12 protein-coding genes are annotated in these 15,761 nt (G+C 72.5%); 4 read left to right on the forward strand and 8 right to left on the reverse strand.

The window, feature by feature from the left end; translation table 11 throughout:
* Positions 1-86: 86 nt before the first annotated feature.
* Positions 87-1,877, forward strand: coding sequence for a rhodanese-like domain-containing protein (locus ACFWV3_RS21890; RefSeq protein WP_382413256.1), 1,791 nt, complete (start codon positions 87-89; stop codon positions 1,875-1,877).
* A 3-nt stretch (positions 1,878-1,880) separates the two neighbouring features.
* Here ACFWV3_RS21890 and ACFWV3_RS21895 read toward each other — a convergent pair whose 3' ends face one another.
* Genes ACFWV3_RS21895 through ACFWV3_RS21915 form a run of 5 tightly spaced genes read right to left on the reverse strand, consistent with a single transcriptional unit; the run spans position 1,881 to position 7,903 of the window.
* The gene (locus ACFWV3_RS21895; RefSeq protein ID WP_382413257.1) at positions 1,881-2,930 is read right to left on the reverse strand and encodes an LLM class flavin-dependent oxidoreductase; all 1,050 of its coding nucleotides are present in this window, start codon (positions 2,928-2,930) and stop codon (positions 1,881-1,883) included.
* On the reverse strand, positions 2,927-4,528 hold the full coding sequence (locus ACFWV3_RS21900; protein WP_382413258.1) for a dipeptide ABC transporter ATP-binding protein: 1,602 nt from the start codon (positions 4,526-4,528) through the stop codon (positions 2,927-2,929). The genes ACFWV3_RS21895 and ACFWV3_RS21900 overlap by 4 nt, the downstream gene beginning before the upstream one ends.
* Entirely contained in the window at positions 4,507-5,322 is an 816-nt protein-coding gene (locus tag ACFWV3_RS21905; RefSeq protein ID WP_382413259.1) for an ABC transporter permease, read from the reverse strand. Before ACFWV3_RS21905 ends, ACFWV3_RS21900 begins: the two co-directional genes overlap by 22 nt.
* Entirely contained in the window at positions 5,319-6,281 is a 963-nt protein-coding gene (locus ACFWV3_RS21910) for an ABC transporter permease (protein ID WP_382413260.1), read from the reverse strand. The genes ACFWV3_RS21905 and ACFWV3_RS21910 overlap by 4 nt, the downstream gene beginning before the upstream one ends.
* Entirely contained in the window at positions 6,278-7,903 is a 1,626-nt protein-coding gene (locus ACFWV3_RS21915; protein WP_382413261.1) for an ABC transporter substrate-binding protein, read from the reverse strand. Before ACFWV3_RS21915 ends, ACFWV3_RS21910 begins: the two co-directional genes overlap by 4 nt.
* A 110-nt stretch (positions 7,904-8,013) precedes the next feature.
* On the opposite strand from ACFWV3_RS21915, the gene ACFWV3_RS21920 reads away from it, so the two are divergent.
* On the forward strand, positions 8,014-10,242 hold the full coding sequence (locus ACFWV3_RS21920) for a molybdopterin-dependent oxidoreductase (protein ID WP_382413262.1): 2,229 nt from the start codon (positions 8,014-8,016) through the stop codon (positions 10,240-10,242).
* Here the strand turns inward: ACFWV3_RS21920 and ACFWV3_RS21925 are convergent.
* The 3 genes from ACFWV3_RS21925 to ACFWV3_RS21935 all read right to left on the reverse strand — a co-directional run bounded on the left by ACFWV3_RS21925 (position 10,218) and on the right by ACFWV3_RS21935 (position 13,547).
* Positions 10,218-11,378 carry an acyl-CoA dehydrogenase family protein gene (locus ACFWV3_RS21925; protein WP_382413263.1) on the reverse strand — a complete coding sequence of 387 codons (1,161 nt, stop codon included), beginning with the start codon at positions 11,376-11,378 and terminating at the stop codon, positions 10,218-10,220. The two genes, ACFWV3_RS21920 and ACFWV3_RS21925, sit on opposite strands and share 25 nt — an antisense overlap.
* Positions 11,375-12,595 carry an LLM class flavin-dependent oxidoreductase gene (locus tag ACFWV3_RS21930; protein WP_382413264.1) on the reverse strand — a complete coding sequence of 407 codons (1,221 nt, stop codon included), beginning with the start codon at positions 12,593-12,595 and terminating at the stop codon, positions 11,375-11,377. Before ACFWV3_RS21930 ends, ACFWV3_RS21925 begins: the two co-directional genes overlap by 4 nt.
* Positions 12,596-12,674: 79 nt before the next feature.
* The gene (locus ACFWV3_RS21935; protein ID WP_382413265.1) at positions 12,675-13,547 is read right to left on the reverse strand and encodes a LysR family transcriptional regulator; all 873 of its coding nucleotides are present in this window, start codon (positions 13,545-13,547) and stop codon (positions 12,675-12,677) included.
* A 156-nt stretch (positions 13,548-13,703) separates the two neighbouring features.
* Between ACFWV3_RS21935 and ACFWV3_RS21940 the strand changes: the two genes are divergently transcribed.
* Positions 13,704-14,387: an alpha/beta hydrolase gene (locus tag ACFWV3_RS21940; RefSeq protein ID WP_382413266.1), complete on the forward strand. Its 684-nt coding sequence runs from the start codon at positions 13,704-13,706 to the stop codon at positions 14,385-14,387.
* Positions 14,387-15,739: an FAD-binding oxidoreductase gene (locus tag ACFWV3_RS21945; RefSeq protein ID WP_382413267.1), complete on the forward strand. Its 1,353-nt coding sequence runs from the start codon at positions 14,387-14,389 to the stop codon at positions 15,737-15,739. The genes ACFWV3_RS21940 and ACFWV3_RS21945 overlap by 1 nt, the downstream gene beginning before the upstream one ends.
* Positions 15,740-15,761: the final 22 nt, after the last annotated feature.

Genomic DNA, 15,761 nt, shown 5'->3' on the forward strand with positions numbered 1-15,761 from the left:
CGATCTGGTCCGCCTTGCCTTCCCGCCGTGCTCGAACGAGGCTTCTCCCGCAGGACCGGAACGCCGTCTGTCCACACGGGAGCGTCATGACCAGGTACGTGATCATCGGAGGTGGCGCGGTCGGTGCCACGGTCGCCGCCGAGCTGCACCAGGTGGGCACCGAGGTGGTCCTGGTCGCCCGCGGCGCGAACCTGGAGGCGTTGCGCGAACACGGCCTGCGCTACGTCACCCCGCGCGGGACCGAGGTGCTCGACGTGCCGGTGGCGGGCGGCCCCGACGAGGTGGACCTGCGGGCGGACGACGTCCTGGTGCTCGCCACCAAGTCGCAGGACACCGAGGAGGTGGTCCGGGCGTGGGCGTGGCGGCCGGTGGGCGAGCGCACGGCGGCGTCCGCGCTGCCCGTCGTGGTGCTGCAGAACGGTCTCGAGAACGAACGGGTCGCGCTGCGGCGGTTCGCGACGGTCATCGGAGCGGTGGTCTGGGTGCCCACGAGCCACCTGTCCCCCGGCGAGGTCGTGTCGCCGGCGTTGCCGGCCGTCGGCGCGTTCTGGCTCGGCGTCCACCCCAGCGGGCACGACCCGCGGCTGGCCGGGATCGCCGAGGACCTGACCGCGGCGCGGTTCCACGTCGAGGTCGTCGACGACGTCCGCCCGTGGAAGGCCGCCAAGCTCATCTCCAACACCGCCAACGCGCTCGGCGCGCTCTACCCGCCGAGCGACCTGCGCGACGCCGCCGCCCGGATCACCAAGCAGGAGGCCGAACTGGTGCTCGGGGTCCGCGGTCTCACGCCGAGCGGGGTCACCGACGCGGTGGTGATCCACGAGATCCCCGGCCACGGCAGGCAGGGCGGGTCGACCTGGCAGAGCCTGCACCGCGGCGGTGCGCCGGAGACCGACTACCTCAACGGCGAGATCGTGTTGCAGGCCAGGCTTTCCGGCCGGGACGCGCCGTACAACGCGGCACTGGCCGAACGCGTGCAGCGGGCGGTCGCGGACGGCGTGGGCCCGGGCGGGCTCGACGACGCCGACCTGCTGGCGACCGTGCCGGACCTGCGGCGCCGGGCCGTGCTCGTCGAGCCGGCCGAGCTGCGCGACCTCCTGGCCGGCGGCAGGGCACCGCTGGTGCTCGACGTCCGCTGGGCGCTGGGCGATCCGGCCGGGCACGACCACTACCGGGCGGGCCACGTGCCCGGCGCGGTCTACGTGGACCTCGACACCGAGCTCGCCGCTCCTCCCGGCGGCACCGCGGGCCGGCATCCGCTGCCCGGCGTCGCCGACCTCCAGGCGGCCGCCCGCCGGTGGGGAGTCACCGCGAGCCGCCCGGTCGTGGTGTACGACGACAACGGCGGCACGGCGGCGGCACGGGCCTGGTGGCTGCTGCGCTGGGCAGGGGTGACGGACGTGCGCATCCTCGACGGCGCGCTGAAGTCGTGGCGGGAGCTGGGCTTCGCTCTGTCCACAGGGGACGAGACGGCGGAGCCGGGTGACGTCGAGCTGTCCGCCGGCCACCTGCCGACGCTCACGGCCGACGAGGCCGCCGCGCTGGCGGACAAGGGCGTGCTGCTGGACGCCCGCGCCGCCGAGCGGTACCGCGGCGAGGTGGAGCCGGTCGACCCGCGCGCCGGGCACATCCCCGGTGCCCGCTCCGCCCCCACCGCCGGCAACCTGCGTGACGGCGTCTTCCTGCCCACCGACGAGCTGCGGGCGCGGTTCGCGGACCTGCCCGGCTCGGACGTCGGCGTGTACTGCGGGTCCGGGGTGACGGCGGCGCACGAGATCGCCGCGCTCGCCGTCGCCGGTGTCGACGCCGCGCTGTACCCCGGTTCGTGGTCGGCGTGGTCGTCGGACCCGGAGCGGCCGGTCGAGACCGGCGGGTGACCGTCAGGCCGTCGGCGTCCAGCCCAGCTCGGGCGCCACGGTCGTGGCCAGGTCGGTGAGCAGCCGGACGTTCTCCGCGAGGCCGAACGCGGGCGGCAGGAACAGCACGACCTCGTCCGCCGCCCGCAGTCCCGGATCGGCGAGCACGGCCGCGGTGACCTCGTCGGGTGGGCCGTGGAAGACGGGACTGATCCGCACCCCGGACGGCAGGTCGGCGGTGACCACCGGGGTGAGCGCTCCCCGCGGACGGGACGCCGCTATGCCCTCGGTGCGCCTCTGCAGGTCGTACGCGGCGTACCTCTCGCGCAGCTCCGCCGTCGGACCGGGCAGGATCGACGCGGCGACGGCCACCGGAGGCGGTGTCGTGCCGTGCTTCGCCCGCCACGCCGAGCGGTAGGCCGCGATGATCCGGGCCTGGTACTCGCCGAACGTCTCGCCCTCGGCCAGGTCGTGCAGCACGGTCCCGGTGATCAGCCCGATGCCGAGCTCCGCCGCCCGCACCGCCGACCCGAGGCTCGCCGCGCCCTGCCGGACCCGCGACAGCAGGCCGGGGCTGTGCGGCGTCACCTTCAGCTCCGTGCCGGGCGGGGCACCCTGTCCCGGCCCGTCCACGACGTGCAGCGTCTCGCCGCCGACCGCCGCGAGGAAGCGCTCCTGACGGCGTTGGGCCTCGGTGCGGGCATCGGTGGCCACCGCACCGAAAACGGCGTCGAACGCGGCGTTCGCACCCGTGGCGACCGCGAGCTCCAGCCGGCCCCCGACGAGCAGGTCGGCCGTGCCCGCGGCCTCCGCCAGCAGGATCGGGTCCTGGTAGCGCATCGGCAGCACGGCGGTGCCGAGCCGGATGCGGTGGGTGTGCTGCCCGGCCGCGGCGAGGAACGGCAGCGGCGACGACAGGTAGTGGTCGAAGTGCCGCTGGTAGACCCAGCCGGACTGGTAGCCCAGCTTCTCGGCGGCCACGAACAGCGCGATCCCGTCGCGCAGGCCGCGTTGCGGGCCGTGGTCGTCGCCGAACGACACGCGGGTGTTGAAGCCGAGCCGGGCCAGCGTCATCGAAGTCCTCTCACACCAGCGGGAACCGAGTCGACCAGCGCGCGGGTGTAGGCCTCGCGCGGCGAGTCGAAGACGGTCTTCACGGGACCGCTCTCCACGATCCGGCCGCGGTGCATCACCGAGACTGAGTGCGCGAGCTGCCGCACGAGCGCCAGGTCGTGCGACACGAACACGTACGTCAGCCCCAGCTCGGCCTGCAGCGACAGCAGCACCTCGACGATCCCCGCCTGCACGGTGACGTCCAGCGCCGACGTCGGCTCGTCCAGCACGATCACATCGGGCCGCAGCACGAGCGACCGCGCGATCGCGACCCGTTGCCGTTGCCCGCCCGACAACGCGGACGGCTTGCGGGACACCAGGTCCGCGCTCAGCCCGACGGCGTCGAGCGCCTCGCTCACCCGTCCGGCGCGCTCCTGCCGCGTGCCGATCCGGTAGCGGTCGAGCGACTCGCCGACCAGCCTGCCGACCGTCCACGTGGGATCGAGCGACGTGAACGGGTTCTGGTACACCAGTTGCAGATGGCGCCGGACCACGCGGAGATCGCCGTGCGACCGGCCGGTCACCTCCTCGCCCGCGACCGTGATGCTGCCGCTGTCCGGCACCTCCAGCCCCAGCAGCAGCCGGATGGTGGTCGTCTTGCCGGAGCCGGACTCCCCGACCAGCGCGTGCGTCTCCCCCGCGCCGACCGAGAACGACACGTCGTCGACCGCGGTCAGCCGGACGCCCTCGACGACGAACGACTTGGTGACGCCGCTGACCTGGATCTTGGGCTCACCGGCGGCCGGGAGGGTGCGCAGGTGCTGGTAGCGGTCGGGGTTGAGCGCCGGGACGTCCGAGTGCAGCTGACGGGCGTACGCCGAGGACGGCGCCGCGAACACCGTGGCGGTGTCCCCGGCTTCCTGGACCACACCGTCCTTCAGCACGACGAGCGAGTCGGCCCGCTCGGCGGCGACGGCGAGGTCGTGGGTGATCAGCAGCAGGCTGATGTCCAGCTCCCGGCGCAGTTCCGAGAGCAGGTCGAGGATGCGCTTCTGGATGGTGACGTCCAGCGCCGACGTCGGTTCGTCGGCCACGATCAGGGCGGGCCGCGGCAGCACCGTCAGGCCGATCAGCACCCGCTGGAGCATGCCGCCGGACAGCTGGTGCGGGTACGAGTCGTGGACCCGGCGCGGGTCGTCCAGCCCGACCTGGGCGAAGGTGTCCAGAACCAGGGCGGTGCGCTCGGCCTTCGACGCAGGCCCGAGCAGCGCGGCCGCCTCCCGCGCCTGGGAACCGATGGTGCGCACCGGGTTGAGCGCGTGGCCGGGGTCCTGCGGCACGAACCCGATGGAACGCCCGCGCAACGACCGGAACTGCCGCTCCGGCAACGAGAGCACGTCGCGGCCGTCGAACTCGACGACACCGGCGGCCCGGCCGGTGCGGGGCAGCAGCCGCAGCACCGTCCGCGCGATCGTCGACTTCCCGGATCCGGACTCGCCGATGAGGGCGAGGCTCTCCCCTCTCCGCACCTCGAAGCTCACGTGCGAGACGACCTCGTCGTGTCCATAGGCGACGGTGAGGTCGTCCACGCGGAGGGTCAGTCGGTTCTGCGCAGCCATCGGCTGATCCTGTTCACGGAGAGGACGGTCGTGATCATGACGAGGGCCGGCGCGTAGACCAGCCACGGGGACAGCGGGTAGTCCTTGCCCACCGAGATCAGCAGGCCCCAGTCGGAGGCGGGCGGCGGGTCGCCGTAGCCGAGGAACGCGAGGCTGGCGATGATCAGGATCGAGTAGCCGAACTGCAGCACCGCCAGCGACAGCAACGACCGCGAGGCGTTCGGCAGCACGTGCCGCACGAGGACGTGCACCCGCGCACCGCCCTGCAGATAGGCGGCCTCGACGAACACCGCGCGCCGGGTCTTGATCACCTCCGACCGCATCACCCTGGCGAAGACGCCGACCGCGGAGACACCGGTGGCGATGGCGGCGTTCGTCGTCTGGAACCCGAGCGCGCTCACGACGATCACCGCGAGCAGGAACTCCGGGATCGCGAGCAGCACGTCGACCAGCCGGGCCAGTGCGGTGTCGGTCGCGCCGCCGGCGAACCCCGCCACCAGCCCGATCAGCCCGCCGACGACGACGGCGATGCCCACGGCCACCAACGCGCTGCTGACCGACGACGCGGTGCCGTGCACCACCCTCGCGAACAGGTCGCGGCCGAGGTGGTCGGTGCCGAACCAGTGCGCGAACCCCGGTGGCCGGAACTTGTCCGCGGGCACGCCCGCGGCCGGGTTCTGGCCGGCGAACAGCCCCGGCACCACCGACCACAGCAGCACGATCCCGACCACGCCGAACGACACCGCGACGGTCAGCGGAACCCTGGTCGCGGGTCTGGCGAGGGTGAGCGTCATGACGCCACCGCCTTCTCGTCACGGATGCGGACACGCGGGTCGAGCAACGGGTAGACCAGGTCCGCCAGCAGGTTCACGCCGACGAACACGACGGCGGCCAGCGCCACGACGGCCTGCAGCACCGGCAGGTCCTGCGTGGTCACCGACCGCTCGACGAGACTGCCGATGCCGGTGCGGCCGAAGACCCTCTCGGTGATCACCGCACCGCCGAGCAGCTCGCCGACGGCCAGCGCGACCACCGTGACGACCGGCAGCGACGACGGCTTGAGCAGGTGCCGGAAGAACAACCGGGTCTGCCCCAGCCCCCGCGACCGGGCGACCGACGCGTACTCCTGCGCCGCCTCGTGGTCGAGGTTCGTGATCAGCACCTCCGCGATCCGCGCGGACACCGGGATGCCCAGCGCCACCGCCGCGAAGAACGTCGGCAGCGCGGTCTCGGCGTCGATCACCCGGAACAGCCCGAGCTGGAACGCGAACACGTTGATCAGCACCAGCCCGATCACGTAGTTGGGCACGGACAGGAACAGCGACGGGAACGCCCGCAGCAGGCCCTGCCCGTGGCGCGCCGGCAGGTACCGGGTGCCGAACGCCACCGCGAACGCGAGCAGCACCGCCACCGCCAGCGCCGACAGGGCCAGCACGACCGTCGACGGGAGCACCTCGCCGACCAGCCGCGAGACCGGCAGCCCCGACCGCAGCGAGATGCCGAGGTCGCCGGTCACGAAGCGGGACAACGACTCCCACAGCTGCACGTACACTGGGCGGTCCAGGCCGTAGTACGAGACGATCCGGGTGATCTCCTCCTCGGTGAACCCGTTCTGCGGGTTGCGCAGCGTGTTCGTCACCGGGTCGCCGGGCAGCACGCTGATCACGATGAACGTGAACACGTACGCCAGCAGGACCACGACGGCGGACTGGAGGACGCGGCGGAGGGCGTAGATGCCGTAGCCGCGGTTCATGACGTGAGCGAGGCGGTGTAGTAGTTGGCGTACGCGATGCCGTTGTACGTGACGCCGGTGAGCTTCGGCGACTGCAGGTAGATCCGCTGCACGATCTGGGTCAGCGGCACGTAGTAGCCCTGCTGCAACACGTACCCCTGCAGCTCGTCGAGCACCTTGGCGCGCGCTTCGACGCTCTCCGCCCGTGCCACCCCGGTCGCCAGCTCGACGAGCTTCTGGTCGCTCTGGCCGAGGCCGAACCAGTTCTCGCCCTTGTTCGCGTCGGTCAGCACGCCCGCGACGGTGCCCGCGTCGATGAAGCTGCGGGTGATCTCGTAGGCCGGCACGGTCGGGCTGTTGAGCTTGATGCGCTCGCCGTAGGTGACGACGTCGAACGACTGGATGCCCACCTTGAAGCCGAGCTTGCCGAGCTGCTGCGCGACCAGTTCGTCGATCGACTTGGACGCGGCCAGGTAGGGGTTCGAGTAGAGCGTCAGCGCGAGCTGCCTGCCGTCCTTGGCGCGCACGCCGTCGGCGCCCTTCACCCAGCCCGCCTCGTCGAGCAGCTCGGCCGACTTGGCCGCGTCGAACGCGAAGTCCGCGCTGCGGTCCGTCGCTCCCGGGACGTTGCTCTGGAACAACGACTTCGCGGGCAGCCAGTCCTCGGTGTAGACGGTGGAGATGATCTCGGCGCGGTCGATGCCGTGCTGGAACGCCTGGCGCACCCTGACGTCGTCGAACGGGGCGACCTTGGTGTTGACCGCGTAGCCGTTGACGAAGCCGAGGTAGCGCGGCGTCGCGGTGGTGAAACCCTGGTCCTTGAAGGACTTCAGCTCCTGCGGCGACGGGTTGTAGGCGACGTCGGCCTGCCCGGACTGGACGGCGGAGGTGCGCACGGACGGTTCCGCCACCAGCTTGTAGGTGATCGTGTCGAGCGTCGCCGGTCCCTGCTTGCCCAGCGCGGCGGGCGCCCAGTTGTAGTCATCGCGCTTCTTCAGTACGACGTTGTCGCCCTCCTTCCACGACTGCACGACGAACGGGCCGCTGCCGATGTCGTTCGACAGGTCGGCCTGCTGCGCGGCGGGCAGCGCGATGGTCTTCGGGGAGATCAGGATCGAGCCGTGGTAGCCCAGGGTGGGGATGAACCCGAGCGTCGGCGCCTTGAAGAACACCTTCACGGTCTGCGCGTCCACGGCCTCGGCGTGGTCGTAGGTCTTGGGGAACAGGCCGATCGGGTTGATGCCGCGGGCCGGGTCGCCCTTGGACCAGATGTCGAGGTTCGCCACGACGGCGGCGGCGTCGAGCGGGGTCTTGTCGGAGAACGTCACACCGGTCCTGAGGTGCAGGGTGAACTCGGTCGCGGTGGGGTTCTGCTCCCACTTCTCCGCGATCCACGGGCTGACCTTGCCGTTCTCGTCGACGTAGACGAGCTTGTCGGTGACGTGCCCCCAGATGTGGCCCTGGAAGCTGGAGATGGCGCTGTTGTTGGGGATCCACGTGTCGCCGAGCGAGTCGATCAGGAACGTGATGCCGCCACCCTGTTTCGCCGCACCACCTCCCGCGGTGGCACCGGCACCACACGCGGTGAGGGCCAGCACTGTGACAAGGCCGACGGTGGTCCGGAACGCGCGGGTGGGTTTCATGCGAAAAAGGTAAAAGCGCGCACGTCAACGGGTCCAAGACGAAAAGGGGATCGTTTCCCATCACGGAGACTTATCTCTGACACCGCTCGATTGCGGTTACCGTCGTCGGTGTGGAGACGAGCGCGCACTGGGGAACGTATCGCGTCGAGGTGGCCGGTGGCGAGGTCGTGTCCGCGACGCCCGAGGAGCCCGACGCCGCACCGGCCATCGGCAACGTCGTGGGCGGGAACCGGCACCCCTCGCGAGTCGCGCGGCCGAGCGTGCGGCGGGGCTGGCTGGAGAACGGCCCCGGTCCCGGGCCGCGGGACGGCGAGTTCGTCGAGGTCGGCTGGGACCACGCGCTCGACCTGGTGTCCGGTGAGCTCGACCGGGTGCGGTCGCGGTTCGGCAACCAGGCGATCTTCGGCGGCTCGTACGGCTGGGGCAGCGCGGGGAGGCTGCACCACGCGCAGAGCCAGCTGCACCGGTTCCTCAACACCACCGGCGGCTACACGCGCTCGGTCAACGACTACAGCCGGGGTGCGAGCGCGGTGCTGCTCCCCCACCTCGTCGGCGCGCAGGCCGCCCTGGAGCTGCGGTACCGGCCCCTGTCGTGGGCCGACATCGCCGAGCACACCGACCTGCTGGTCACCTTCGGCGGGGTGCGCCGGTCGAACACGTGGGTCGTGCCGGGCGGGCACGCGCGGCACAGCGGTTCCGCGAGTCTGCGGGCGGTCGGCCGCACCACGGAGGTCGTCTCGCTGTCCGCGCAACGGGACGACGCGTTCGACGGTGCCGAGTGGGTTCCGGTGATGCCCGCGACGGACACCGCGGTCCTGCTCGCGCTGATCCACGTGCTGGTCGTCGACGGGCTCGCGGACGACGAGTTCCTGGCCCGCTACACCACCGGGGCCGACCGGGTGCGCCGGTACGTCCTCGGTGATGCCGACGGCGTGGCGAAGACTCCCGAGTGGGCCGCGGAGATCAGCAGGACACCGGCGGCGACCATTCGCGCGCTCGCCCACCGGATGGCCGCCGGCCGCACGCTGATCAACGTCGTCTACGCGGTGCAACGCGGGGAGAACGGCGAACAGCCGGTGTCCGCGGCGCTCGCGCTGGCGGCGTTCCTCGGGCAGATCGGCCTGCCCGGCGGGGGTTTCGCGCACGGCTTCGGGTCGATGGGCGACTACGGCGTCGGGGTCGCCGGGCCGCGGCTGCCGACGTTCCCGCAGCTGGTGAACCCCGTGCCGGACTTCATCCCGTGCGCCCGGATCAGCGACCTGTTGCTGCGGCCGGGGCAGGAGATCCCCTACGACGGTGGACGGCTGCGGTTCCCCGAGGTGAAGCTGGCCTACTGGGCGGGCGGCAACCCGTTCCACCACCACCAGGACCTGAAGCGACTGCGCACCGCACTGTCCCGGTTGGACACGTTCGTCGTGCACGAGACCCACTGGACGGCGACCGCCCGGCACGCCGACGTCGTCCTGCCCGTGGCGACCACCCTGGAACGCGAGGACGTCGCCGCCGGCGCGGGGGACAGCAGGCTCAGGGCGATGCCGCGGGTCGTGGCGCCGCACGGAGAGGCGCGGGAGGAGCTCGCGATCTACACCGAGCTCGCGAAGCGGCTGGGCGCGGACTTCGCCGAGGGGCTCGACTCCCGGCAGTGGCTGGAGCGGATCTACGAGGAGTGGCGGAGCAGCCCGGGATCACCGCCCGCGCCGCCGTTCGCCGAGTTCTGGCGCGATGGCGGCGTCGACCTGGCCCAGGAGCCCTACGACGACCCGGTGTTCACCGCCTTCCGCGCCGCACCGGAGACCTTCCCCCTTGGCACCCCCAGCGGCCGGATCGAGCTCGACTCCGCGGTGGCCGGGCACGCCCGGTGGGTCGAGCCCACGCAGTGGTGGGGATCGCCCCAGGCCGCCGAGTTCGACCTGCACCTGCTGTGCAACCAGCCCACGCACCGGCTGCACAGCCAGCTGGACATGGGCGACGCGAGCCAGTCGACCAAGATCGCCGGACGGGAGCCCGTGCGGCTGCACCCGGCCGACGCGGCGGCCCGCGGGCTGTCCACCGGGGACGTCGCGCTCGTCCGCAGTGCGCAAGGGACTGTGCTGGCGGGCGTGCTCGTGACCGACGCCCTGCTGCCCGGCGTCGCGCAGATGCACACCGGGGCCTGGTTCGACCCCAGCGCCCCGGAGATCGCGGACTGCGTCAACGGCAACGTCAACGTGCTCACCAGGGACGTCGCCACCTCACCGCTCACCCAGGCGACCAGCGGCGCGCACGTGCTGGTCGCCGTCACGCGATACGACGGCCCGGTGCCGCCGGTGCGGGCCTACGACCCGCCGAGCACGCGCTGACCGGCCGCGATGAGCGCGGCGTCCTCCTGCGGCGGGTGGACCCGCACGCACAGGACGTCGCGCAGGTGCCGTTCAAGGGAGTTGCGCCGGGACAACGCCGGGTTGCCCAGCGCCGCCACCGCCGTCTGCACGGCCGCGACCACGGACCGAGCGATGGCGACCTTGAGCACGGACAGCTGCGGGTGCACCGTCTCGTCGCCCGCCTCGATCCGCAGCAAAGCGCCGTGCAGCAGCGTTTCCGCCTGCGCGATCTGCAGGTCGATCTCCCCCGCCACGGCCTGGATCCGTTCGGTGGTCGCGATCGGCCTGCCCAGCGCGGCCGGCACGCGGGACCGGGTGAACTCGGTGAACGCGGTCCGCGCCGCCCGTGCCACACCGATGTACAGGGCGGGGTGGCCGAAGCTGCCGGGCCCGGCGACCGCCGCCGGGTCGCGGTAGACGCCGTCGGCACCGCGCGGGATCTCGACGAACGCGTCCAGCGGCAGCTCGACCCCGTCGTAGATCACGTCGTGGGTGTTGGAGGCGCGCAGGCCCAGGTGGTCCCAGGTGTCGACCCACGTGATGCCGGGCAGGTCGCCGGGGACGAGCACGTGCCCGACGCGCGGCTCCGGATCGTCGGTGACGACCCAGACCTGGTGGTAGGCCAGCGCGGAGGCGCCCGTGGCGTAGGCCTTGTGGCCGTTCAGCACCCAGCCCTCGCCGGACCGGCTGATGGTGGTCCTGGGCAGGCCGCCGCGGGCCGGGGCACCGAGCTCGGGTTCGGCCCTGATGGCGTTGACGGGCGCGGGACCCGTGACGGAGCGCCGCAGGACGTCGTCGTAGAAGGCCTGCGGCCAGTGGGAGTGCGTTGCCTGGGCCGCGTGCGCCATCAGCGTGTTCGCCACGATCAACGCCACCGACGGGTCGCCCTCGCCCAGCGCGGTGAGGATGCGCGCGGTCTCGCGGGGACCCGCTCCCTGCCCGCCGAACCGCGTGCCGACCGTGGCCGTGAGCAGGCCGGCCCGGTGCGCGACCTCCAGGCCCCGCACCGGGATCGCGCCGCTCCGGTCGTACTCCGCCGCCGTCTCGGCCAGCTCGGCGGTGACGGCGGCCAGGTCCGTCGTGGGCGCGGGGAGGTCGTAGGCGGTGCTCGTCATGCCCGGCCCGCCACCGCGTGCCGGCGGTACTCCTCGCCGTACCCGCCGAGGTGCTCGGCCTGCAGCGTGCCGCGGGTGCCGGTGGCCTCGCGGTGCGCGAGCTCCTGCCGCACCAGGGGAAGCACGTGCTTGCCGTAGTCGACGGCGTCGGCGAGCGTGTCGTAACCCCGGATGCTCACCAGGTCCGCGCCCCGGTCGACGTAGTCCAGGATCGCGGCGGCGACGGTCTCCGGGGAGCCGACCAGTGCCGTCGACGCACCGGCCGCGTTCGTGACGGCGGCCGTGCGAGTCCACAGTGCACGGTCGTAGAGCTCGCTCTTCTCCGCGAACGACAACGCCCGCTGCGAGCCGACGTTCTGCGGTGAGCCCGCCGTGATGAAGCGCTGCTTGCCGTAGGCGGCCTTGCCGAACGTGTCGGCGATCCTGCCGACGTACTCGTGGGCCTTCTTCCACGCCAGCTCGTCGGTCTTGGCGATGATCGGCCGGAACGTCACCCAGATGCGCGGCACCGTGGTGCGGCCGGCGGCTCGGGCGATCGCGTGCACCCGCTCGATCTCGGCGCGCAGGTCGTCGAGCGGCTCGCCCCAGAAGCTGAAGATGTCGGCCTTCTCGCCGCCCACCTGGAAGGCTTCGTCGGACTGGCCGCCGATGGAGATCGGGATCGGCGAGTCGTACGGGGCGAAGCCGGGACCGAAGTCGTCGAACTTGTAGAACTCGCCGTCGTGGCTGAACGGCGCGGGCTCGGTCCAGGCCCTGCGCAGCAGGTCGATGTACTCCGAGGTGCGCGCGTAGCGGCGGTCCTTGGGCAGGTAGTCGCCTTGGCGGGCCTGTTCCGCGTCGCTGCCGCCGGAGATCAGGTGGACGACCGCGCGGCCCTCGGTCAGCTGGTCCAGGGTGGCGAGCTTCTGCGCGCCCACCAGCGGGAACGTCGTGTTGGGCCGCAGCGCGACGATCGGCCTGATCCGCTCGGTGAGCTGGCCGACCGCCGACGCCACCACGAACGAGTCCGCGCTCGCGGCGCCGTAGGGCAGCAACGTGTAGTCGTACCCGCCCTCCTCGAGCGAGCGGACGTACGTGCGGAAGTACTCCAGGTCGATGCCGCGCGCCGGGATCGGGTTCAGCTCGGTCGACGGGTTGAGGTGCGACAGGCTGATGAACTCGACCTTCGGCGAGGCCGTCGGGGGGATCTTCGCGTCGAAGACGGGGGCACTGGTCACGTTCTCGACCGTATGGGCCGGTCGGACGGGGTGTCCAAGACAAGTCCGCGAACGGAACCGATAGCCGTGCCTTATCGGCTCACGCCCCCTTCGGCACGAGCTGCAGGTGCGGGCGCTGGGCGAAGAAGTCCGTGCCCGCCGTCAACGCGGTCCGCTCCACGTCGGCGGACAGGCCGCGCCGGGCGACCATGCGCAGGTGGGTGGTCCCCGCGTCGGGGAGTCCGGTGTGGACGGTCAGGCCGGACGGGCGGCCGCCGGCGCTGGGCAGCAAGGCGACGCCCAGGCCCGCCCGCACGCCCGCGAGCACGCCCTCCAGCGTCGTGGACTGGCCGACGACCTCGACCCGGTGGCCTTCCGCGGCGAGCACCGACAGCGCGCGTTCCCGCAGGCCGCACGGCTCCTCGAAGGCGACGAGCCGGCACGACGGTTCCGGCGTCCAGCCCCGTGGCGCGTACCAGACCAGCGGTAGCGTGCCGACGAGGTGACCGGCGCCCTGGCCGCTGGGGTCGAGCACGAACGCGAAGTCGACCGTGCCCTTGGTCACCGCGTCGGTGAGCTGGGTGGACCTGCCGATCTCGAACCTCGTGGCACAGCCGGGGAACGCGGCCTGCAACGCCCTGATCATCTCCGGCAGGATCTGCTCCGCGCTGTGCTCGGTCGAGCCGACCACGATCGTCCTGTCGCGTTCGGCCTCCAGCCTGCGCAGCGACGCGTCGTGGACCTCGATGATCGCGCGGGCCTCGGCCAGCACGCGTTCTCCCTCGTGGGTGAAGCGCATGTTCCGGCCGTCGCGCTCGAACAGCTTGCGCTTGAGGCCGCGTTCGAGCTGCCTGACGTGCTGGCTCAGCGCGGGCTGGCTGATGTGCCTGACCGCGGCGGCCTTGCTGAACCCGCCGCACTCGGCGATCGCGATCAGCGTCCGCAGGTGTTCGAGGTCGAGCGAATTCGTCATGGGTCGATTAGAGCCGACTCGGGCGCGAACCGAGATCCCCGACCGGCATGTGAGAAGTTACCGGCTCGGGGCTTGCAAATTCATCACGAGTCCGCATGGGTAGTCATCGAGAAACGCTCTTGGACCCGCCGCCCGGCGCCCGGCCATGGTGGTCCGGTGACCACCACCAGCATCGGCGCTTGGGACGAGCCTCCCGGTCTCGCGGCGCGCGGCACCGTCATCCTGCTCACCGGCCGCGGCGAGACCGCGCGCACCTACCAGCGCTTCGGGCGCAGGCTCGCCGCCGACGCCTACCGGGTGCGCGTCGTCGAGACCGACCCCGGCGACCTCGTGACCACCCGCAAGCAGGTCGAGGCCCTGCTCGGCGACGCCGACCTGCCCGCCCCGAGGGTGCTGGCGGGGTCCGACACCGGTGCGACGGTCGCCGCCAGGCTCGGCTCGCTCGCGGACGGCGTCGTGCTGGCCGGGCTCGCGCTGCCGGACAGCGCGCCGGTCGCGCAGTGGCAGGACGAGCTGGACGCGCGGTCCGCCTGCCCCACGCACCAGCGCGTGCTGGCCGAGGACGAGGACTTCACCCGCGGCGCGCTCGCCGAGCCCGTCCCCGCGGGCTGGGTCGTCGAGCAGCCGCCGGTGCCGACGCTGGTCCTGCACGGCGACCACGACGCCGTCACCCCGCCGGCCGCCGCGTTCGCGCCGTTCTCCTCGGCACGCCTGCGGACCGTGGTCGGCGGGCACCACGACGTGCTCAACGACGTGTCGCACCGGTCGGTCGCCGCGACCGTCGTGCTGTTCCTGGAGAGCCTGAAGCTCGGCGGCGACCTGCCGGACATCGTGGTGTGATGGCGTTCCTCGACGAGCTCGCCGCCTCCGTCGCCGGGGTCTCGACCGCACCTGGCGACGTCGCCGCAGTGGCCACCGACCGGTCGGGCACCACGCCGCGGGGGCTGCCATCCGCGGTCGTGCGTGCGTCCACTGTGGACGACGTGCGGCGGACGTTGCGGCTGGCGCACGAACACCGCGTCCCGGTCGTGCCGCGGGGAGCGGGCACCGGGCTGGCCGGTGGCGCCGTGGCCGGGAGCGGCACCGTCGTGCTGGACCTCGGCGGGCTCGACCGGATCACCGGGATCGACCCGGTCGACGAGATCGCGGTCGTCGAGCCCGGTGTGCTCACCGCCGACCTGGACCGCGCCGCCGCGGAGCACGGGCTGCGCTACGCCCCGGACCCCGCCAGCGCGGCGATCTCCACCATCGGCGGCAACATCGCGACGAACGCGGGCGGGATGCGCTGCGTGAAGTACGGCGTCACCGGGGAAGCCGTGCTGGGTCTCGACGTCGTGCTCGCGGACGGCAGGCTGATCAGCACGGGCCGCCGGACCGTCAAGGGCGTGGCGGGCCTCGACCTGACCGCCCTGTTCGTCGGGTCGGAAGGAACCCTCGGGGTCGTGGTGGGCGCGACCGTCCGCCTGCGTCCGTTGCCCGCGCAGACCTTCACCGCCGTGGCCGCGTACGAGAGCGTTCTCGACGCGGCAGCCGCGTGCAGCGCGCTCGCACGAACGCGGCGCGAGCCGAGCGTGCTGGAACTCCTCGACAGCGCCACGGTGAACGTGATCGACCGCGCCCAGGGCACGGACTACGCCGCGCGCGGCAAGGCGCTCGTGATCGCCCAGGCCGACGGGGCCGCCGCCGAAGCGGAGATCGCCGCGATCGCCGACGTCCTCGGCAAGGAAGCGACCTGGACCTCGACCGCCTCCGACGCCGCGACCTCCGAGCAGTTGCTCTTCGCCCGGCGCATGGCGCTGCCGTCGATCGAACGGTTCAGCCGCGCCCTGATCGAGGACATCTGCGTCCCCCGCTCCCGGCTGGCCGAGGCCTTCCAGGGCGTCGAACGCATCGCGCGGACGCGTGGGGTGGACATCTACTCGTTCGCCCACGCCGGCGACGGCAACCTGCACCCGATCATCGCTTACGACAGGTCCGCTCAGCGGCTGCCGGATGCTGTGCGCGAGGCGGGCGACGACATCTTCGCCCTCGCACTCGACCTCGGCGGCACGGTCACCGGCGAGCACGGCGTCGGCCTGTTCAAGCGGGACTGGCTGGCCCGCGAGGTCGGCGCGGACGTGCTGGACGTCCACGCCACGCTCAAGTCCGCGCTGGACCCGCGCGGAATCCTCAACCCCGGCAAGGGGTTCTGACCGTCCCACCGGCGTGTGCCGG

Origin of the sequence: Lentzea sp. NPDC059081 (genome assembly GCF_042738015.1) — a bacterium.
Taxonomy (GTDB): Bacteria; Actinomycetota; Actinomycetes; order Mycobacteriales; family Pseudonocardiaceae; genus Lentzea.